23 protein-coding genes and 2 pseudogenes are annotated in these 19,904 nt (G+C 64.3%); 4 read left to right on the top strand and 21 right to left on the bottom strand.

Annotation, left to right across the window (positions count from 1 at the left end):
* Positions 1-862 (bottom strand): tRNA dihydrouridine(20/20a) synthase DusA (dusA, locus tag ACE3P6_RS06555; protein ID WP_374392929.1); only part of this gene is annotated, 862 nt, incomplete at its 3' end.
* Positions 863-1,014: 152 nt separating this feature from the next.
* Here dusA and ACE3P6_RS06550 point away from each other — a divergent pair.
* From ACE3P6_RS06550 to ACE3P6_RS06540, 3 genes and pseudogenes are all read left to right on the top strand, one after another.
* Positions 1,015-2,103: a site-specific integrase gene (locus ACE3P6_RS06550; protein WP_374392927.1), complete on the top strand. Its 1,089-nt coding sequence runs from the start codon at positions 1,015-1,017 to the stop codon at positions 2,101-2,103.
* A gap of 247 nt (positions 2,104-2,350) precedes the next feature.
* Complete coding sequence (locus tag ACE3P6_RS06545; protein WP_374392924.1) at positions 2,351-3,226, top strand: WYL domain-containing protein; 876 nt, start codon at positions 2,351-2,353, stop codon at positions 3,224-3,226.
* 8 nt (positions 3,227-3,234) lie between these two features.
* Positions 3,235-4,035, top strand: a pseudogene (locus ACE3P6_RS06540) (DEAD/DEAH box helicase); the annotation flags it as partial.
* Between the two features lie 612 nt (positions 4,036-4,647).
* On the opposite strand, the gene ACE3P6_RS06535 reads toward ACE3P6_RS06540, so the two are convergent.
* The 8 genes from ACE3P6_RS06535 to ACE3P6_RS06500 form a co-directional block, all read right to left on the bottom strand.
* Positions 4,648-5,100: a DUF3363 domain-containing protein gene (locus tag ACE3P6_RS06535; RefSeq protein ID WP_374392935.1), complete on the bottom strand. Its 453-nt coding sequence runs from the start codon at positions 5,098-5,100 to the stop codon at positions 4,648-4,650.
* 1,263 nt (positions 5,101-6,363) lie between these two features.
* Complete coding sequence (locus ACE3P6_RS06530) at positions 6,364-7,038, bottom strand: lytic transglycosylase domain-containing protein (protein WP_374392921.1); 675 nt, start codon at positions 7,036-7,038, stop codon at positions 6,364-6,366.
* A 5-nt stretch (positions 7,039-7,043) separates the two neighbouring features.
* The gene (locus ACE3P6_RS06525; RefSeq protein WP_374392918.1) at positions 7,044-7,379 is read right to left on the bottom strand and encodes a DUF736 domain-containing protein; all 336 of its coding nucleotides are present in this window, start codon (positions 7,377-7,379) and stop codon (positions 7,044-7,046) included.
* Between the two features lie 33 nt (positions 7,380-7,412).
* Positions 7,413-7,958: a S26 family signal peptidase gene (locus ACE3P6_RS06520; RefSeq protein WP_374392915.1), complete on the bottom strand. Its 546-nt coding sequence runs from the start codon at positions 7,956-7,958 to the stop codon at positions 7,413-7,415.
* Positions 7,955-8,473, bottom strand: a complete 519-nt coding sequence (locus tag ACE3P6_RS06515; protein WP_374392912.1) for a DUF2840 domain-containing protein — start codon at positions 8,471-8,473, stop codon at positions 7,955-7,957. Before ACE3P6_RS06515 ends, ACE3P6_RS06520 begins: the two co-directional genes overlap by 4 nt.
* Entirely contained in the window at positions 8,470-8,652 is a 183-nt protein-coding gene (locus ACE3P6_RS06510) for a hypothetical protein (protein ID WP_374392909.1), read from the bottom strand. Before ACE3P6_RS06510 ends, ACE3P6_RS06515 begins: the two co-directional genes overlap by 4 nt.
* Complete coding sequence (locus ACE3P6_RS06505; protein ID WP_374392907.1) at positions 8,649-9,686, bottom strand: replication initiator protein A; 1,038 nt, start codon at positions 9,684-9,686, stop codon at positions 8,649-8,651. Before ACE3P6_RS06505 ends, ACE3P6_RS06510 begins: the two co-directional genes overlap by 4 nt.
* A 114-nt stretch (positions 9,687-9,800) precedes the next feature.
* Entirely contained in the window at positions 9,801-10,082 is a 282-nt protein-coding gene (locus ACE3P6_RS06500; RefSeq protein ID WP_374392904.1) for a helix-turn-helix transcriptional regulator, read from the bottom strand.
* A 451-nt stretch (positions 10,083-10,533) separates the two neighbouring features.
* On the opposite strand from ACE3P6_RS06500, the gene drt5 reads away from it, so the two are divergent.
* Positions 10,534-12,144 carry an antiviral reverse transcriptase Drt5 gene (gene drt5, locus ACE3P6_RS06495; protein ID WP_374392901.1) on the top strand — a complete coding sequence of 537 codons (1,611 nt, stop codon included), beginning with the start codon at positions 10,534-10,536 and terminating at the stop codon, positions 12,142-12,144.
* 300 nt (positions 12,145-12,444) lie between these two features.
* Here drt5 and ACE3P6_RS06490 read toward each other — a convergent pair whose 3' ends face one another.
* From ACE3P6_RS06490 to ACE3P6_RS06435, 12 genes and pseudogenes are all read right to left on the bottom strand, one after another.
* Positions 12,445-12,978 (bottom strand): DUF2285 domain-containing protein, encoded by a 534-nt coding sequence (locus ACE3P6_RS06490; protein WP_374392899.1) that lies wholly within the window; start codon positions 12,976-12,978, stop codon positions 12,445-12,447.
* A complete protein-coding gene (locus tag ACE3P6_RS06485; RefSeq protein WP_374392897.1) occupies positions 12,887-13,210 on the bottom strand; it encodes a transcriptional regulator domain-containing protein in 324 nt (107 codons plus the stop codon). The genes ACE3P6_RS06490 and ACE3P6_RS06485 overlap by 92 nt, the downstream gene beginning before the upstream one ends.
* Before the next feature lie 123 nt (positions 13,211-13,333).
* Positions 13,334-13,609, bottom strand: a complete 276-nt coding sequence (locus tag ACE3P6_RS06480; RefSeq protein ID WP_374392894.1) for a DNA -binding domain-containing protein — start codon at positions 13,607-13,609, stop codon at positions 13,334-13,336.
* Positions 13,610-13,666: 57 nt separating this feature from the next.
* The gene (locus ACE3P6_RS06475) at positions 13,667-13,915 is read right to left on the bottom strand and encodes a helix-turn-helix transcriptional regulator (protein ID WP_058096061.1); all 249 of its coding nucleotides are present in this window, start codon (positions 13,913-13,915) and stop codon (positions 13,667-13,669) included.
* Positions 13,916-14,195: 280 nt separating this feature from the next.
* Positions 14,196-14,522 (bottom strand): DUF736 domain-containing protein, encoded by a 327-nt coding sequence (locus ACE3P6_RS06470; RefSeq protein ID WP_058096062.1) that lies wholly within the window; start codon positions 14,520-14,522, stop codon positions 14,196-14,198.
* A 570-nt stretch (positions 14,523-15,092) separates the two neighbouring features.
* Complete coding sequence (locus tag ACE3P6_RS06465) at positions 15,093-15,533, bottom strand: hypothetical protein (RefSeq protein WP_374392892.1); 441 nt, start codon at positions 15,531-15,533, stop codon at positions 15,093-15,095.
* Between the two features lie 278 nt (positions 15,534-15,811).
* Positions 15,812-16,738 carry a DUF2493 domain-containing protein gene (locus ACE3P6_RS06460; RefSeq protein WP_374392889.1) on the bottom strand — a complete coding sequence of 309 codons (927 nt, stop codon included), beginning with the start codon at positions 16,736-16,738 and terminating at the stop codon, positions 15,812-15,814.
* 339 nt (positions 16,739-17,077) lie between these two features.
* Complete coding sequence (locus ACE3P6_RS06455; RefSeq protein WP_374392932.1) at positions 17,078-18,130, bottom strand: toprim domain-containing protein; 1,053 nt, start codon at positions 18,128-18,130, stop codon at positions 17,078-17,080.
* Positions 18,130-18,315, bottom strand: a complete 186-nt coding sequence (locus tag ACE3P6_RS06450; RefSeq protein WP_374392937.1) for a hypothetical protein — start codon at positions 18,313-18,315, stop codon at positions 18,130-18,132. The genes ACE3P6_RS06455 and ACE3P6_RS06450 overlap by 1 nt, the downstream gene beginning before the upstream one ends.
* A pseudogene (locus ACE3P6_RS06445) lies at positions 18,296-18,697 on the bottom strand (hypothetical protein); the annotation flags it as partial. The pseudogene ACE3P6_RS06445 and the gene ACE3P6_RS06450, both read right to left, overlap by 20 nt.
* Before the next feature lie 146 nt (positions 18,698-18,843).
* Positions 18,844-19,488: an antitoxin of toxin-antitoxin stability system gene (locus ACE3P6_RS06440; protein ID WP_374392887.1), complete on the bottom strand. Its 645-nt coding sequence runs from the start codon at positions 19,486-19,488 to the stop codon at positions 18,844-18,846.
* A complete protein-coding gene (locus ACE3P6_RS06435) occupies positions 19,481-19,897 on the bottom strand; it encodes a hypothetical protein (RefSeq protein WP_374392885.1) in 417 nt (138 codons plus the stop codon). Before ACE3P6_RS06435 ends, ACE3P6_RS06440 begins: the two co-directional genes overlap by 8 nt.
* Between the last annotated feature and the right edge of the window lie 7 nt (positions 19,898-19,904).

Below are 19,904 nucleotides of genomic sequence, written 5' to 3'. Positions count from 1 at the left end.
TGCGCCGCCAGGCGCGCGCGCCGGGCTGGCCGTGGAAGAGGCCGAGCATGTGGCGGGTGATCTGGTGGAGCCGTCCGCCGGCGGCGAGGTGGCGGGCGACATGGGGCCGCATCCGCTCGACCACCTCGAGCCGGTCCGGCCCGGGGCCTGCGTCGAAGATTTCGGCGTCGGCCTGCCCGAGGATGTCGAAGGGGGCGTGATAGGCGGCGCGGCCGACCATCACCCCGTCCAGCCCGGCGTCGAGGAAGGCCCGCGCCTCTGCCAGCGAGTCGATGCCGCCGTTGACCGAGATGTGCAGATGCGGGAAGGCCCGCTTCATCGCCAGGACGAGCGCGTAATCGAGCGGCGGAATCTCGCGGTTCTCCTTCGGCGACAGACCCTGGAGCCAGGCCTTGCGGGCGTGGATGGCAAAGCGCGTCACCCCGGCCGCGGCGACGGTTTCGAGAAAGCGCGGCAGCACCTCCTCCGGCACCTGGTCGTCGACGCCGATCCGGCATTTCACCGTCACCTCGGCGGGCGAGGCCGCGATCATCGCGGCGACGCAGTCTGCGACAAGCCCCGGCCGCTCCATCAGGACCGCACCGAACGCGCCCGACTGCACCCGGTCCGACGGGCAACCGACGTTGAGGTTGATCTCGCCATAGCCGAACCCGGCGCCGATCCGCGCCGCCCGCGCCAGCTCGCCCGGCTCCGACCCGCCGAGCTGGAGCGCCAGCGGCTGCTCGGCGGCATCAAAGCCGAGAAGCCGGTCGCGGTCGCCGTGGATCACCGCCGCCGCCGTCACCATCTCGGTGTAGAGCAGCGCCCGGCCGCTGATCTGGCGGTGGAAGAGGCGGCAATGCCGGTCGGTCCAGTCCATCATGGGCGCAATCGATAGTCTATATGATTGATTTTCTGTCATTTTTCTTGTATCTTCAATCCGTTGGCACAGTTTGTGTCCACGCCAGACTACGCCCTGATAGCCCCCAATATCCCCTGTTTCGACGACTCACTGCACACATAGCGCACACGAAAATGGCCTCGATCACCAAGCTTCCCTCCGGTGCTTACCGGGTCCAAGTCAGACGGAAGGGCCGCTACGCGAGCGAGACGTTCCTGCGCCGTGACGACGCCCAGAAATGGGCGCGCCAAGCCGAGACCCTGGTCGATCAGGGGCTTCCGCCCAACCGATCGTCCGTGGCCCGCCTGCACACTTTCGGTGACCTGGTTGACCTTCATATAGCCGATATGTGCGCCGTAGGGAAACCACCCCGACGCAGCAAGGCGGCGACACTCGCGACGCTGAAGCGCGACCTCGGGAAAGAGAAGATCGGGCATCTCGATCGTCACAAGCTCATCGAGTATGGCCGCAAGCGTGCGGACCAGGGTGCCGGGCCCGTGACGCTCGGCATCGACATCGGCGTCATCAAGATGATCCTGACCCATGCCGCTGCCGTCCACGGGCTAGAAATTCGCGTTGAAGGCGTCGATCTGGCCCGCGTAGCGCTGAAGCGGCTTGGTCTCATCGGCAAGGGTATCGAGCGTGACCGACGCCCGACGACCGCTGAACTGAGCCGCCTCTTCCGCTGCTTCGACGAGAATACGCGTCTGACGATGCCCATGACGCGCATCGTGCAGTTCGCCATCGCGACCGCGATGCGGCTGGACGAAATCTGCCGCGCCGACTGGGGCGACCTCGACATAGACCGCCGCATGCTCCTGATCCGGGACCGCAAGGACCCGCGCAACAAGGCCGGCAACGACCAGCGGATCCCGCTCTTCGCAGCCACGGGGTTCGATGCCTGGGCCCTCGTTATGGCGCAGGCCAAGCATCTCGGAAAGGCGAAGGGTGCGATCTTCCCCTACAACTCCAAATCCGTCGGGACAGCGTTCCGGCGCGCATGCGCCGATGCTGACGTCAAAGACCTCCACTTCCATGACCTCCGCCACGAAGGCACCAGCCGCCTGTTCGAGGTCGGCCTGTCCATCGAACAAGTTGCGCTGGTGACCGGTCACAAGGACTGGAAGATGCTCCGACGGTATACCCATATCCGGCCCGAGGCACTGCATCGCCTCGTGGCAGCGCGGGCGCCCTACCCAGCGGAGAATTTCGCGGCCGAGTGAGATCTCCGAACCGGCGGCCTATTGAATTCGACCGACTGGCAATCTCAAGTCCAGTTTCGGATCTGGCACAGCGAGCCACAACGTGAGTCGCCTTCAGCACGGAAGGCACTGCAATCCCTAGGATTACTTCGCGCGAACACCCACCATTTTGATTGATACCGACGACTGCCGCGGCTACGGTCTCAGAAAGCCCAGAAATTGGGCGCGCATGATTTCCATGCGCATCGACCGATGACGGGAGAGCATGGTGAGCAACGACAGGTCGGAGCTTCGTTGGGGGGTCGAGCAGAGGCTCGAGTTCATCGAGTTCCGCCTGTTCTGGGAGGGGCATGTGAACCGTAGCGATGTGATGGAGCAGTTCGGCCTGTCGGTGAACCAGGCGTCATCCGACCTGAGCCGCTACATCGGCCTCGCGCCCAACAACATGGACTACGATCGCAGCCTGCGGACCTATGTGCGCCAACCAGCCTTCAGACCGGTGTTCGACAAGCTCGATGCCGCTCGATACCTGGCCCAGCTGCGGTCGGTCGCTGACGGCATCCTCGATCAGGATGAATGCTGGATCGCTGGCCTGCCCGACTACGATCACGCTCCCACCCCAGCGCGAGGCGTCGATCCTGCAACCCTTCGGTCCGTGGTCGATGCGATCCGCCGATCTGAGGCGATCGAGGTGCAGTATCAGTCCCTCTCCAACCCGGGGCCTCGCTGGCGCTGGATCGCACCACATGCCATCGCCTTCGACGGCTTCCGCTGGCACGCCCGCGCGTTCTGCCTCACTGACGAGGTGTTCAAGGATTTCCTGCTGTCGCGGATCCTCGACATCCGCGGATCGCGCGCGTCCGACGTTCTGGCCGAGAACGACGTGGACTGGCACACCTTCGCAACGCTGGAAATCGGCCCCCATCCTGCCTTGTCCGATACGCAAGCCAAGGTGATCGCGCTCGACTATGGCATGCAGGGCGGCAAGGCGGAGATCAGGGTCCGTCGGGCGTTGCTCTACTATGCGCTTCGGCGACTTGGGCTCGATACAGATCCTGTCGCCCGGAAGCCTCATGACCAGCAGATAGTGCTTTTGAACCGTGACGCGATCCTCGGCCGCCAGGGTCAGGCAGAGGGGCAGTAGGATTTTCCATGAAAGCTTTTGAATTCGATCACAACCTCATCGACTACTATGCGCGCTTCTCGCGGTCGTTCAGCACCATCCGGGCACCGGACATCGCCGCCGAAGTCACGCGCCAATATGACGACGGCCGCTTCTGGCCCGACGCCCTTCTTTCGCTCAATCCCAGGTTCCTGTCGGGCCCCACGGTGGATGACCTTGTCGCATCGGGGGATATCGACGACGCAACGGCCCGGATTTTCAGGATCGGCGCCACGCCCATCCGGTTTCACCGTCATCAGGCGCAGTCCATCGCCAAGGCGCGGGCGGGCCAAAGCTTTGTCGTGACGACCGGCACAGGCTCAGGGAAATCCCTGTGCTTCTTTGTCCCTGTGGTCGATGCCATCGTTCGTTCGCGCAAGGCCGGGCAGCCACGCAAGACGCGTGCCATCATCGTCTACCCGATGAACGCTCTGGCAAACAGCCAGATCAAGGAAATCGATAAGTTCATTTCCCAATCCGGCTTGCCGGAAGAGCTGAAGCCCGTGGTGCGACGCTACACGGGTCAGGAGAGCCAGGAAGAGCGCCAGCGGATCGCTGACAATCCGCCCGATATCCTGCTCACGAACTTTATGATGGCCGAACTTCTCCTGACACGGCAGGACGCGCTTGATACCAAAGTCATCGACAATGCCAGCGGGCTCGAGTTCATCGTGCTCGACGAATTGCATACCTATCGCGGGCGCCAGGGCGCCGATGTGGCGATCCTCGTGCGCCGTCTTCGGAACCGCTGCGCACCGGCCAAAGCGCCGATCTGCATCGGCACATCGGCCACCATGGCAAGCGAGGGATCAGAGGCCGGTCGCGCGAAAGCAGTGGCCGATGTCGCCTCGCGCCTGTTCGGGGCGTCGATCGGCCCTGATGCCGTCATCGACGAGTCCCTCCAGCGCGCGACGGATGACCGCCTGAAGCTGGAAGATGTTCGGCCACAGCTTGCGCCAGCCCTTGGAAGCGGCCTGCCGGAAACACTGACGGATGAGGCGCTTCGGCGCCATCCCCTCGCTGTTTGGGCCGAGCTGGCGATCGGGCTTGATGACGGCCAGGAACTGAAGCGCAAGAAGCCTGTCCCCTTCGACGATGCTGTAGAACAGCTTGCGCAGGACAGCGGCCTCGACAAGGAGGCATGCCGAACCGGCTTCGAGCAATTCCTGACCCGCGTCAGCCTACCGGAAACGGAGCGCGGCGGCGCAGGGTCCGGCGCGTTCCTCGCATTCAAACTGCACCGCTTCATTTCCGGTGCCGGAGAGATTTTCACGACGCTGACCGGTCGCCCGAGGCGGGTTCTGTTCGAAGGCCAGCTGGAGGATCCCGATGCCCCCGGCCATCGCCTCTATCCGACGCGGTTCTGCCGCGAGTGCGGTCACGAAGTCCATGTCGTCACGAAATCAGAGGATGCCGACGGGCTGCGTTTTCTGCCCAGAAACATCGACGACACCCCCATCCAAGACCCGGATGGCGATATCGCGGGCTATCTGACACCCGTTGGCGGAACTGACCCGGACTACGCTTTCACCGGCGAGGTAGAGACCTATCCGGAAGATTGGCGCGAAGAGCGCAATGGCGTCGAACGCCTGCGCGCCAACCGGAAGGGCCGACTGCCGGAGCAGGTCACGGTGCGACCCGATGGACGCTACAGTCCGGACGGGCTCAGTTTCTGGTTCATCCCAGGCAAGTTCGGGTTCTGTCCCTGCTGCCTCGATCAACCCCAGGCCATCGGCTTTCAGGGCGCGATGGATGCTGCGGATGATGTCGCCACGCTCCCCCATGGCGCGCAGCGTCGGCTCCAGCCTCGGGTTCAGTTCCCAGACGCCCGGAGCCTGTTCCGTGGCGAGGCCCATCTTCTGCAGCCGACCCAGACGACGCAGACGCAAGGTCCGGTCAAACTGCCGCCGCACCTCCTGCGGTTCGGCACGCAGGTCGAGCAGACCGTCCTCGGCCTCCGCGATCATCGCGCGATCGATCTGGGTGAGCCGGTCCTGGTCGACCTCGGCCACAAGCTTGCGGGTCTGCTCGCGTTCCGAGACCGGGCCAAGTTCCAGAGTCGCAAGCGCGCTCGCCCGCTCCCGGATGCCATGGGCGAGGTAGTCGCCATTGATGACGAGGGTTTCGCCCTGATCATCGCGACCACGCACGATGACATGGACATGGGGATGGCCCGTGTTGTGGTGGTTGACGGCGACCCAGTCGAGCTTTGTGCCGAGGTCGGCTTCGACGCTGCGCATGAGGTCGCGGGTATGCCCTGTCAGGTCGGAAAGTTCCGCGGCATCCTCGGGCGCGATGATGAACCGGAACTGATGGCGATCGTCGCGACCGCGCGCGAGGAAGGCATCGCCATCGGCTTGATCCTCGGTCGCGGAATAGAGACGTCCCGGCGCGCCGTCGCGGGATGTGCCGTCGCGCTGGATGTAGCGCAGATGGGCGGCCCCCTTCCCGCTCTGGCCCGCCTGCCGGACATAACGGGTTTTCACCACGACCCGGCGCATGCCCGGCGCGCTGTGTCGCCAGCCGCCCGAGAGGCCACGGGCGCGGACGAAGGCCGCGCCCCGCCCGCGCCGGACGCAGGCCCCTTCCGCACGCCGGCCCGCCGCCTTCGCGCCCTTCCCGGCCGAATTGGAAGCGGAACGCGAGGCGCTAAAGGGCGCGCGCGCCGCGCCGCGCGCGAGTCGGTTGCTGTGCTGGCGGGCGAGCTTCTTCGCACGGGTCAGAAAGCTCTTGGCCTTGCCCGCTTTCGGACTGTCCGATCGGATGGCCCCCGGCCGCGGCTCGAACCGGTTCTCGTCATCGCCGCTCATGGAGCCGTCCGGGGATCAAGGGGCGCTTGCGGGCAAAAAACGTGGCACAGTGCCGCAAATAGCCGCTAAAATTCAGTGACTTGCCGCACAGCGCGGCACCACGGCCCGGAAAACAGGGTGCCACATCCGAGCCCCGAAAACAGTGTGCAGACAAGGGCTTGCCCGGAAACCGACGCCTTGGGGTGCCGGTTTCCTTTATCTTGCCCTCCGCCTTCCCTGCCTTTTCGGCTTCTGCCGCCGGGATCGCAGCCAGGCGTGTCTTCCCCGAACCGGTCAAATCCTGGTGGCATTCCGATGCCGTGCATGCGCTCATGGGCCACCCGATCCCGCGCCCCGCGTCACGAAAATCCCGTCCGCCGGGGCTGCGGATCCCGGCGCGCTTCCCGGCATGCCAGGCGCGATTTGCTGCTCGGACCGCACAACGAACAGCGCCGCATCGCGCCAGTCCGGCGGCAGAGCTTGCGCAACGATCTGCGCCTCCGATGGAGTCCCGCTGCCGAGAAGACGGGCGAGTGCCGCCACATAGGCGCGTGTCTCGGCTGGCAAGGCACGCCCGGTTTCGAGATAGTCGTCGTAGCGACCTGGACCGGCATTGTAGGCGGCCAGCATGGCAGCGACATTGCCGTAGCGGTCCCACATCTCGCGCAGATAGGCGGTCCCGGCGAGGATGTTGTCGCGCGGATCATGGGGGTCATCTCTGAGCCCGTGGCGCGCGCGCAAGGCGGCCCAAGTGCCAGGCATGACCTGCATCAGCCCCATGGCTCCGGCATGGCTGACGGCGCCGGGATCATTGGCGCTTTCGGCGCGCATCACCGCGACGATCCAGGGTGCCGGGATCCCGAAACGCTGTGCAGCCTCGGCAATGAAGGCGCCATGGGGATGCGCCGCGATCTGCGCCGGAACGGGCTCTGCATGCGCGATGGCCGGGCCTTGGCTGAACGACAAGAGGGCGCAAATGAGCGCAACGATGTGACAGTGCCGCATCGCCGTCAGTCCCGGTCTTCGCGGGGTTTCGGACGATTCCAGTGCAGCGACCAGGCGGCACCGGCGTCATCGTCGCGAAAGAGATTGGCGCGGATCGGCTGCGGCAGAGCGGGATCGTCGAGCAGGACCGAGAGGTGCTCACCAGCCTTCTCGCCGCTGCGCTTCCAGGCGGCTCCGACCTCCGGACCCTCTGCATCATCGGCATGCACCCGGTAGGCCGGTGCGTTCTCGGCCTCGCTGTTTTCCACCGGGACGAGGGCAAGCGAGAGGTCGAGTGTGAGCGTCCGGAGCTGTCCGGTGAAGCCCGTTTCTTCGCGGGTGAACTGTCCGATCTGTGACATGTCAGGTCTCCTCTGTTTTGGGTTGGTGGGTTGTCAGGGGTGGATGAAGCGCCCGTCTCGGGGCTCGGCTGCGTCGGAAGCCACCCAGATCGGGCGCGCCATGCCGATGACGGCGTCAGCCGGGAGCGGCCCGAAATACCGACCATCGAGGCTGTCCCGGACCTCGCGGTTCATCAGGAAGATTTCGCCGTCCTGAAGCAGGCGGCAGCCTTGCCAGTCGGGCAGATCGCGACCGCGCCGATCCCGCGGCAGCGCCTCGCCGAGGACGACGTCATCGACGGTGATGGTTGCGCCGCTGCGGCAAATGCGATGTCCCGGCAGGCCCGCGACATACTTCAAGAGCGGGACATCCGCGCCGATGTAGCCACGCGTAACCATGAACGCGGCAAGAGGCGCAGGCGGCATGACCGCGACGAGGTCGCCGATTTCGAGCCCGGTCGGGCGCTCGACCCAGTAGAGTCCGGGCGGCACGCTGGCAGACGCGTTCCAGATCAGCCACGCCGGCAGAACTGCGACGGACGGAGCTGCAAGACTCGCCAGACCCATCGCGGCCAAGAGGAGGATCACGGGACGCTTCATGGCCAGATCCTGCGCCGCGCAAGCCAGGCCGCATGCCGCGCCGAGGAATAGACCGACGTGGACTGTCCGGCCGCCAGGCGATTGTGGACATGACGCCAATGATCCGGCGCGACGGCGGTCGGATCGATCCCGAGGGCTTCGATGGCGTCGATGATTTCCAGTGTGCGCTTGACCCTCGGCCAGCCATCGAGCTGCAGCAGGATTTCGGCACCGGGATGCACGAAACCGAGCGTCTGGAAGGGCTCGGTGCGGAAGACCGCGCGCAGGATGACGAGCCGTGCCGCGACGGTTCCGTGCTCATTTCCGGCCCAACGGACGCAGCCGAAGATCGCGCCGGAGGCAAAGCCGACCCTGCGTCTTTGCCTGTCGATCACCTGTTCCCGGCACGGGTGGCCGAAGCGGATCCACTGCTCGACGCGGCGTCGCTGGAACGTCAGATCGACCCACGTGATCGATGAGATGGGCTGGTCGTGCGTCGTGTGTCCGTGGCGCTGCGGCGGGAATTGGCCAGTCATGACAGGGCTCGCTCTGCAGCGGAAAGACCCCGACCGAGCAGGTTGCGCGGCATCGTGCCGAGGGTCTTGCTTCTCTGACCGGCCAAACCCTCGACGCGGCCCGACAACTCGACGGCGAGATCGAAGGCAAAGGTTGGCTTCCTGACCCCGCCCCTCGGGCTGTAGAGCGCGCGGATCATGGGCGTGCCCCCGGCTTGCCGAGCGGCAGTTCGGGCTCGTTCGCGGCGGCTACATCGCCTCCGCTTCCCCTGCGGCGATGCCGTGCCTTCAGCGCAGCACCGGTCCGCGAGATGAGGGTTTCGACAGCGGTCCTGCGCTCTTCAAGGTTAGAATCTTTGTTAGACTCTAAGTTAAGGGCGCGATTTTCTGTTGTGGTGCAGGTGGTTAAGCCCGGTTTCGGTTCCCGATAGCACGAGCCCCGGGTTCCTGATGGCACGATACCCCGGGTTCCCGATGGCACGAGGCCGTCCACAGGTTTTCCACAGGACGCGGCAGGCTCGAAGGCCAGCAGCATGCGGCCGCCGGTTTCGATCTCGGTGAAGAGGGCATAGCCGGGCAACGGCTGGCGGCGGATGATGTCGCGCAGCTCGAAGGCAAAGCGCTTGAATGGCGAGAGGCTTCCGGATTTCTCATGCAGGTGACGGAAATCGAAGCGCCAGCCACCCGCCTGTCGCCCGCCATGTTTGCGCACAAGGCGGTAGAGCCAGCGGTCGAGGCCGCCTGTCAGATCGAAATAGGCGCGGTCGATAGTCAGGATCAGCGCGTCATCGAGGACGGCACGGTAGAACCAGTCCGGGACGATCAGCTCGATGCCGTCAGGTCGCCCCCTCGCGTCGCTGCGTTCATGCCATTCGTTGATCCAGGAGAAGCGATGACGCCGCCCCTCGGCGGGCTGGCGGATCGTCGTCGCCACCGTGGTCGATTGCAGCCGGTCCAGCGCGGCCTTCAGGCGCTGATAGTCTCGAAGCGACGTCCCGCGCCTGGTGAAGTTGAGAATCTCATAGGGTGTGGCCGCCATCAGCCGCGATGTGCGCAGGCCTGCATCGCGCGCTTCGACGATCTGGCTCGCTGCCCAGATCAGGATGTCGGCATCCCAGATCGTGGCCATGCCGTGGTCGGGCACGGCCTCGACCCGGATCGCGACATTGCCCGCCACGAAATCGATGGGGCGGATGCGCGGCGACTTGGACAAGGAGAAGAAGGGATAGGCCATGAGATCCTGCGCGTCACGTGGGGCGAACTCCCCCGGAAGCGCCCGAAAGAGGTCGAGTTGGCCGCGCTCGGAGGCGCTGCGGGGCGTCGGGGGCATGAGGAACCGGAAGGCTCGTCAGCGCGTCGCGCGCGCTGGCACGGCATACGGCGACGCCGTCAGGCGCTTGGCCGGCAGGACCTGCCCGCGCGGATCGGAGGTCGAAGTGACCGAGCCGCGCGCAACCCAGGCCGTCAGATCATCGACCGAATAGACGACGCGCCCGCCGAGCTTGTGATAGGCGGGGCCGGTTCCGTAGGTGCGGTGCTTTTCCAGCGTGCGCGCCGACAGGCTGAGGAACGTGGCCGCTTCCTTGGTGCGCAGGTAGCGTGGCGGCAGAACGGCGAGATCGGGTCGCATGGATGGGGCCTCCGTGGGTCTGTGGAAGGCCGTCGGCAAAGGAAGGCCTGTCCCGCGCAGGCTGGCGAAGAAGGACCGGAGAGGGGGATGAGGAAGGTTGGGGGTGAAACTATCCTACTCCCCTCGGCGGTTAGCCTCAGGGGCTGGGGTTCAACAGCAGGTGAGAGGTTCCGACTACCCGGGCCGCTTGGTTGCGATAAACAGCTTTGCGGACCCTCGGAACCTTCGCTGCTGGGCCCTATCTCCGCTGCACTCGCGAAGGCACTCGGGAAGAATGGCGGGAAGCGGCCCAAAGTAGCGACAGCATTGCGGTTGCCGTTAGGTACAAAACGAACATTCGAGCAACTCCCGGCTAGTTTGTCCCGCAAATGGACTAGCATTCAACTGCCTGCGCCGTCTGGAAGTCTTTCTTGACTGTCTGCACTGGCCGACTTCGCAAACTCCACTTCCATTGAAACAGCAACACCGCTATCAAAGCAGCCAGGCCGTCGCTAAAAGTTGGTTCACGCATATGACAAAGCGCAGCAAGACCGAAGAAGCAGGCAAGAAGGCTAAGTCCTCTAACGAACCCACAGCTGTCAAGTCGTCAATTACCTCTACGGTTGATTTTTATCGAGACGATCTACCAAGAACGCTCTTTCCGTTACGGACTAATTTGTTTCTGATCGAGAATGGCGAGGCGGATATCCAAGCGTTTATTGAAAAATGCTTGGACGCCGAGGAGAAAGCACATGCATTTTTACCTCAGCGACGTGTTTATGCTGCCAAGCCCTCTTTTCATCTGAGAAGGACCGTGAAGCTTGACGTTGTTAGCGAATATTATCTGTATGATGTGGTGTTCAAGAATCGCGCGAAGTTTCGAAAGCCATTTAGCGACCATCGTAGGCACTTTGGATATAGATTTGATTCTGGAACACCGATATCAGCGACATCGGCATACCGGGCCTTCAAGAGCGCAATTGCGCAGTATTCCAGTGAATTTAAGCACTTCATAAGCCTAGATGTAGCGTCATACTTTAATTCAGTTTATCACCACGACCTTGTGAACTGGATTCGCGAATTAGGTGTTGATGAAGACGAGGTAAATGGTTTCGGTCAAATGCTTCGTGAGATCAACTCGGGAAGGTCTGTGGACTGTCTGCCCCAAGGGCTGTATCCGGCCAAAATGATTGGAAATGACTTCCTTCGATTTGTTGAAAACTACCATGGGATAAAATCGGATCGAGTGATCCGTTTCATGGATGATATTTACCTGTTTTCGAACAGTGAACAGACCATCATGAACGATTTCACATTAGTCCAGACAATTCTGGGAGACAAGGGGTTATCGATTAACCCACAAAAGACCAGTCGAACGTCAGCACAACATGTCAACCTTGAGAAGCAGATTGACAAAGCAAAAGAGGATCTTTTGCGAAAACGGCGCCTCATACTAGAGGTCGGCTATGGCGATCAGGCCGAGACAAAGGAATTTTTGCTGAGAACGCCGCTTACGAAGGAGGAAGTAAGCTATTTGACTCAAATTCTCGCGCAACCTGAGATCGATGAAGAAGATGCTGAACTTATCTTGACGATGATGCGCGAGAACACAAAGAAGGTTGAGGCAAGATTGCCAGATATCATCCAGCAGTTTCCCAATCTGTCAAAAAGCGTTCATTCGTTCTGCTCAGGGATCAAAGATAAAGAGGCGCTCGCTGATATCCTTGTCGATATTCTGGAGAAATCGGCTAGGCTTCTGGAGTTTCAACTTTTTTGGTTTGCAGCGATCCTCGAAGATCACTTAATGTCAACCAGCAAGACATCTGCTCTAATCGACCTAATTTTCAATCATCCCTCAGCAACGCCTATCACAAAGGCTCGTGTGCTAGAGATCATGGATGCTCGATTTGGATTAACAGAGCTGCGAGCGAGTATTCTCTCCACCGGGCAGTCTGACTGGCTGGGGTGGGCATCAGCAGTTGGCAGTCGGAGCCTGAAGCCTGGAAGCCGAAATCATACATTGAAGTATTTCGGGAACTGCTCTCAGATAAATCATCTGATAGCAACTATTGTCATGAAGTAACATTTATCTAGCCGGAACAGCTCGACACATCGATTTGACCTGCATTCTTCTTCTCCTGGCAGTGACGGAAAACAATGACGCATCGAGGGGCAAACACAATTACACGCAACAGCGCTGCGGTGCGCCTCTTTGGCCGGTTTGGGGAACGTCGCTCCACTTGCCTACTGGTCTAACGACCGTCCGCAAGGGGCCGGCCTTTACGAGGCGCTCCCCGTTGCACGCGCGAATACCGTCTGTTCGGTCTCGGTCGGTTTGGGCTCCCTACGATCGTATGCACCCCCAGACTGTGCAAGGTGCACCCTACGGCTTACGGCGGTGCCGCAAGAGGCCGAGATACCCGCCGCCGATCAGGGCAGAGGCATTGCGGGCGAGCGCGATGACGGCGGCCCGCAGCGGGGATGTCTTCCATGGTTCACCCAGGACGCGCCGTTCACCGTAGAGCGCGATACCGATCTCGCGGTAGCTCGCGCCCGCGGCACGCCCGTCGGCGGCCTGCATCATCGGGCGGAACCGCTGACGCTGGTAGGGGGTCATGCGGGTGTCCCGCGGGACCGGGCGCGCCTTCAGCGTCTGCCAGAACCGCTGGATCGCTTCGATCCGGCCGGGCAGGTCGTCATCAAGGGGCAGCACCATGGCCATGGGCCCGGCGTCGGTGCGCCCCGCCATGTTCAGAAAAGGCACGGAGCCATCCGTGCCGAAAGCGCCATAGCGCCCTTCCTCTGCGTCCGCCTGCGACGGCAGATCAGGCGCAATGGGCCGCGGCAAGGGGGGCCGGAAACCTGGGGCCTCGCCCAGAAGCACGGTGCCCGGATTGGCGTGAGGTGACCAGATCACCGGCTGGTCGAGGATGGAGAGCCTTGGGTCGGCCGGAAAATCGTAGGCCCCAGCGATGCTGGGCTTCCTCCTCGAACGGGGCACGCTCGGCCATTTGTGTCACGATGTCAGCGAAGCGCGCCTGATAGTCGAGATCGCGGCGCAGGCATTCCCAGGCGATGCCTTCAACCGAAAGCTCATCAAAGAAGTCATAGGAGTCGTGGTTCCACCACTTCGATGTATCCGGCCCCATCTCTCAACCCTCGACAGAGTCAACACACGTATGAGGCGAAAAGATTCCAGCGCAAGGAAGCTGGGAAAAGGCACGGAAGGATGCAGAAGATGATGCCGTTGCAGCATCACCTCGCGCAGGGGCTCACGGGGTTCCGGAACGCGGCCCCAGCAGCTGCCGATAGCCACTCTGCGTCATCCAGCGCGCCCGCGCCAGATGGCTGTCATGGACCCGCCGCGCGCGATCGGGTTCGCGGACAGGGTCGATCCCGAAGAGGACCTCGACGGCCTCGGTCCAGGCCGCGCCATCGGCTGTCGCATCGAGAAGCCGCATGTAGAGCTTGATGTGCCTGCGGTCGTAATCGGTGATGTCCTCGCTGGTCGGGGCAAGCTCGTCGAAGGCCGGGGTCGTGGGCTTCATGGCGCGGTCCCCGGGTGCATCGGCGCGGCCAGTTGTCCGTCACGCCGCCCTGTCGCGTCAGTGGGTCTTCTCGTCTCGGCCATGCTCCAGCATCACTCCCTGCCCGCGCTTGTCAGACAGGATGACGATCCCTGCGGCCTCGAGTGCCCGGCGAACCTGATCCCGTGTCGATTCATACACCTCAAGCCGGTTCTCGGACTCGAGGCGTTTCAGGGCAGTCAGGGATATTCGGGCCTTGTCAGCGAGCGTCTCCTGCGTCCAACCCAGCAACGCGCGTGCGGCCCGCGACTGTCGAGCGGTGATCATGCATGATCACCTCCCATCGCGACCGGCGCGCATTCCAGAACTACGACTATTTTAGTCGCTCTAATCCAATCCGCCACTGGAAACTGCGGTTTTGCAGCGCGGCCTATGCCGTTGTGAATTCCCGCGATTCGCCGCCAGCGCCGGCTTCACCTGCGGCTGAGGCCGGCCGCGCGGTCCCTGCAGGTCACGCTGCGGCCCCGGCGCGGTCGCGGTGGGCATCGCCTTTCGCGGCAGGCATGGAAAAGGCCCCGGTCTTGCGACCGGGGCCTTGTGGTCCGCGTCAGTCGGCGCGGCGGCCGTTGGGGCGGGACCAGATCAGCGAGAAGCCCTCGCCGTCCTCGTCGTCGAAGAGGTTGGCGTAGATCGGGGCGGTGAAGCTCGGATCGTCGAGCTTGAGGCCCAGGTAGTCGCGGCCTTCGTTCGAGCGCTTGGACCAGGCGGCGCCGATCTCGGCGCGGCCGACCAGAACCCGGTGGCTGGGGGCGTTCTCGCCGGTGGCGCGCTGGTCGGGGACGATGCGCACGCCTTTGGCCTGGACGCTGAGGGTGACGATGTCGCCGGTGAATTCGTTCGTGCCGGTCTTCTTGAAGGTGCCGATGGTCGCCATGGTAAGTCTCCGTTTTCCGTTTCCGAGCCCGCACCATTGCGGCCTCGATGGCGATCGACAGGACGGAGACGACCGCTGGCGCACCCCCGCCCGGCGGGGGCCTGACAGCACAGGAGAAACTTTCTTGTTCCCGCGAGGAATGGCGGCCTTCAGGCCGACAGGGGAAGAAAGTTGTGACGACGCTGTTGCGCCGAAGCGGTCGAGGCGAAGCCGGTCTTCGGCCAGATCAGGCCATTGAAGAGGCCGTATGGAGCGGTCTGGACACGGGGAGCAGACGGAGACACTGGCGACAGGCCACCGCCAAGACAGACAGGACGGGACCACGCCGGCGATCCGCCTCCCCCCTCCAGCCCTTGCGCATTGTCCAACCCCAACCATGTCAGCGGCCCCGCCCCTTGACGGGTTCGATGACAGCCCGCTGATGCGGCCTTGCCGGTCCCGCGCTCTGGACAGAACAAGAACAGGGCCTCGCGACGATCTGCAGCAACGCACGCGATCCAGCCACGCAATCCGACGAGACAGGCAGGCAGGGCCTCGTTGCTTTGGTCGCCCCATCTGCCTGCCCGGCCTTCAGCCGCGGACCAGGCTCCCGCTCGCATCGCCAGGGGCCGCCATGCCTGCGACCCGCAGAAAGGCCGTGATGCCCACCGCGACCGCGCCGATGATGGCAAAGACGACCTGCCAAGCCTCCGACGGCATCAGAAGCCGGGTGATCCCCAACGTGGCGTGGAACCCTGCCACGCCAGCCGGGGCGACGAAGGCCAGCGCGATCAGAAGCCGCGCCCAAAGCGGACGGACGACCATCAGAAGGCCCTGACCGAGGGCCAGAACAAGCCCGGCGCCTGCGAGGCCGATGACGATCGCACCCAGCCACCCGGCACCGGTCCCATAGGCCCAGGTGCCAATGCTGACGCCTGCAAAGAACGGCAGCGCGAAGACGGCGAGATTGAACAGCAGCCAGCACATCGTGCCGATGGCCGCCAGAGAGATGAGGATTCCGAGAAAGATCATGGTGGTGGCTCCGCACAAAAGGTTGGACGGTCGCGCCTCCACCACCACCACGGCGCGAGCACAAAGTTAGCATTGATTTAGGTCGGCAGCGAGCCTCAGGTAACTTGCATCGGCGGCGGCCGCCCCATGCAGCGGTGGCATCCGAGCTCATCACCTCAACCTTTGCCATGAAGCCGAATACCGGGGTTTCCGTCCGGCAGACCCGAGCATCGGAGAGAGCACCCCACCGATGCGGGTCAATCGAACCACAGTGTCGGACTTCAAGGGGTTGGCAGCGCTCACGCGCTGCCGGCCCCGAGGCGGATGACCGGGATGCCCATCTTGCGGGCCTTGTCGGCGAGGTTGTCCTGAATGCCGGTGCCCGGAAAGACGATGACGCCGATTGGCAGGGTCGCGAGCATCTGGTCGTTGCGCTTGAAGGGTGCGGCCTTGGCGTGCTTTGTCCAGTCGGGCTTGAAGGCGACCTGCGGGACCTTGCGATTGCTGGCCCAGGTGGCGGCGATCCGTTCGGCGCCTTTCGGCGATCCGCCATGCAGGAGGACCATGTCGGGGTGCTTGGCATGGACCTGATCGAGCTTGTCCCAGATCAGGCGGTGGTCGGTGGTCTCGCCGCCCGAGAAGGCGATCTTCGGCCCTGCGGGCAGCAGCACCTCGGCATCGGCCCGGCGCTTGGCGGCCAGGAAATCGCGGCTGTCGATCATGGCCGCCGTCATCTGGCGGTGGTTGACGCGGGAGCCGGTGCGCGGCGACCAGGGGGTGCCAAGCGTGCGCAGATAGATGTCGGCGGCGGTTTCGCAGAAGAGCTCGAGGCTGTCGCGGCGATCGAGCAGGCTCTGCCCGATGGCGATCAGCGTCTCGAGCTGGACCGATTTGACCTCGGAGCCATCCTGTTCGCGCTGCAGCCGCTTCTGGGCCTGCTCATTGTCGTCAAGCTTGCCCTCGACCCGCAGGACCGCGCGGTGGAAGGTGTTGACGGTCGACCAGAGGATCTCGTCGAGGTCGAAATCGAGGCTGGTATCGGCCATGGTGGAGATCAGGGCGTCGAAGATGTCGGCGACCGCGGTGCGGATGACGTCATCCTCGGGCGTGATCCGGGGGTCGGCCTCGTCCTCGGCGGGACGATAGCCGTAGAGTTCGAGGGCTTCGATAACATGGCCCGTGGACGAGGTGCTGTGATCGGCGTCGAAATCGTCATGGGCGTTCATGGGAGGCGTCCTTGGGCTGGACCGCGACCGTCGCGGCCTTCGTGGCGACGAAAGCCCACGGGCGGACCGGTCAGGCAGCCCGAGCCCCTTGCGAGGGCCTTGATGGCCAAGCCCGGCTGATTTGGATCGCGCTGTAAAGGCGGGCCTTCCGGGGTCCCCGCGCGACCTGTCGCGTGGGGTGGATGCCCGCCGACGGAAATCAGTCGGGCGCCGCCATTGCCGGGCCGGGCCGCTTGTGGGCCGATCGCCCTCTCGAAGGCCGAGGCGCGGTCCTCCTGCCCGACGACGCTGGACTCCCGCGCCCATGATCCTTTCGCCACAGGCCGATCCACTGCCCCGTCACGGCGCCTGCATCGGACCCATGAAGCGGCTCACGTCCTCCGGGGCGAGTTGTGGTCGGACCCATGCCCGAAGCGCATCCCGCCCGCGTCCAACGAGATCGTCGTTGAAATCCCCCAGCATCGGCGAGAGTGCCAGCGCCTCGACCCCGGCCTCGCTGGCCCGGGCGACCAGCGCCTCCCGCGCGATCCGTCCTGCCGGATCGTTGTCGCAGACGATATAGAGCCTGCGCAGCTGCGCCGGGAACAGGAGGGCTGCCAGGTGACCCGCAGACAGGGCGGCGACCATCGGCAGACCGGGCAAGACCTGGCGCAGCGACAGGATCGTCTCGATGCCCTCGCCCGCTGCCAGGATATCCTGCGCGCGGCCGAACCGGACGCCGTGCCCGAGAAGCGTGCCCATCGCTTTGCGCGGCGGTTCGAGCGGTGCCTTCTGCCTGCCATCCCGTGCAAGCCAGGTGCGATGCGCGCCGGTGACAGTCCCCTCGAGGTCGGTGACGGCGGCAATCAGCGCGGGCCAGGTCTCGGTCGGCCCCCCGCCATCGGGCCGCCAGTAGCAATCGGGAAGAAAGCGCAACGGATCGGCGTTCTGCAGATCCGCGATACCACGCCCGCGCAGATAGGTTTCGGCGAGGCTGCCAGCGACGGGCCGGGCCATGCGCCAGAGCCGTTGCGCCGCGCCGGTCGACCCGGATGGTCCCGCGGTGGGCCGCGAAGGGTAGCCCGGTGCGGTTGGGGCATCGTGCGGCAGGCTGAGAAACCGGCGGGCCTCCTCGGCGATCTCGGCGAACTCCACCAGCCCGAGGCTTTCGCGGATGACGTCGAGAAGGTCGCCATGTTCGGAACTGGCCGCATCGACCCATTTCCCGGCGGCCCCCTTGCCCGATGCGCGGCCGGTCAGCCGGACGAACATTGATCGGCCCGGCGTGTTGCGCACATCGCCAACCAGCCAGTAGTTGCCCTGCTTGCGCCCGTTCGACAGGTAATGACGACAGACCGCCTCGGCCTGTCGGCCAAGACGCTCCGCCAGATCGGTGGCGGTAAGCCGGGTCATCAGGCCGCCTCCCGCTCGCCGATCCGCTCGACCGGAAACCGCCCGAAGAGCTTGCCGAGGACCTCGATGCCGGTGGCGTCGACGGGCACGAAGAAGCGCAGCTTCCAGGCGATGATCTCGGTGAAGAGACCATAGGCCCGCAGCCGCTCGCGCATCGCCTCGGTGAGCCGCAGCCAGAGCCGCAAGGCCGAGCGGGATCGGTGTGCTGAACTGCTGAAAATTCTGGCTGTCCTCCGAGCGGCGGGTCTGGCTCGGCATCAGGGCCGCGATTTTCGTGAGCTGCGCCAGACGGGCGTCCATGCTGACGGCCTTGCGGAACAGCGCAGGGCCATACTTGCGCAGGAACAGGACCGTGGCGACCTCGCAGGCCTCATAGGCGGATTTCCAGTCCCAAACGCCGGCAGCGTCGGAGGCCCCGAAGGCGCTCTCCATGGCCGCGCGCAGGATCGCAGCGTCGATCCGCGCTCCACGCTCGAGATGGGGAAGCAGAAGCCGGGCCGCGGCCAGGATGGCCGTGGCAGGCGAAATCGATGCGGCCGGTCCGGCCGCGGGGGAAAGGCTGTTCATGTCGGATGACCTCGGGAGAGCGGGATGGGCAAGGTTCCGGACGGCGCTCTCTCCCCCGCCCGGACCCGCCCTGTCGCGGCCCCCCTCTCCCTCTCGCACGCGCCGCAAAAAGGAAGCGCCCCGACCTCGCGGTGGGGCGCTTCAGGTCACCCGAAGCGGCGACCGGCTTCGGTGAAGGTGTAATCGTTGGCGCGTAGGCTCTCGTCGACCGCCTCGTCCGAGGTGAGATACTCGTATTCCCGCTCGAGCTGCCGATAGAGCCAACGGGCGAGGGCGCGCAGCGCCTCGGTGACGATGTCCTCGGCATCGGCTGTCATGTCATGCCCGGTCGGGCTGTCGCGTTCGACACTGATGCGCATGCTGTATTCGTGCGAGTAATGCCCGTGATGGGTGATCTCGGCGCGCAGCTGGAAGAAGTTGCGCCGCTGGATCGCCTGGAGCCGGTCCGCGATCCCGTGCAGCACGGCGTCCTGCGGAGCATAGGCACGCAGTCGGGCCGCTGCCCCTCTAGCATGTCGCCAGCCCCCTTCGTAGCAAGCGCCGTCGCCCTGCGACCAGAAGCCCCGGAACCAGATGCAGGGGTCCTGACGCGTGCCGCCGCCCATCAGACGGACGGTCCTGGTCCGGAAGTGGATGCCGAGGATTTCGGCGATGCTCTGGAAATCCTCGTAGACGGCATCGTACCAGTCGTAATCGAAGCCGCCCTCGCGATACCAGGCGCGGGCCTTTTCCTTCGCCACCTCGGACAGTTCATCGAGGCGGTAGACCGTGGTCTCGATCACTTCAGGCATGGCTCGCAACTCCCTTCAGCAGGGCCGACAGCCAGCCATCGGTGGAGATCCAGTCGACCGTCTCGCCGGTCGCGAGGTCGATGACATGCGCCCCGCCCCCGAACCCGTCGACCCGCGGCCTCGAGCAGGTCGAGGCGTATTGCAGGCCCCACCGGCCCGTTAGGCCAAAGGCGGCGGCGCAGCGTCTGACGAACTGGAGGACATGGGCTGGATCGCCGGTGCCTTCGTCGCGCATCCAGAGCACCGTGCCGCCGTGCTCCGGCTGGATCGACACCACGAACCAGTCCGAGGGCGGGTCCTCGGACGCGTTCTGCATCGACAAGGCGGTATAGAGCTCGAGCGCGCGGGCAGCGTTCTCAGGCGTGCCCACATCAAGCAGGCAGGAAAACTGCGTGTAGTAATCAGCCATGACAGCC

Source organism: Tabrizicola sp. (genome assembly GCF_041911175.1).
Classification (GTDB): Bacteria; Pseudomonadota; Alphaproteobacteria; order Rhodobacterales; family Rhodobacteraceae; genus Tabrizicola.
This window is presented reverse-complemented; position numbering and strand designations above follow the sequence as displayed.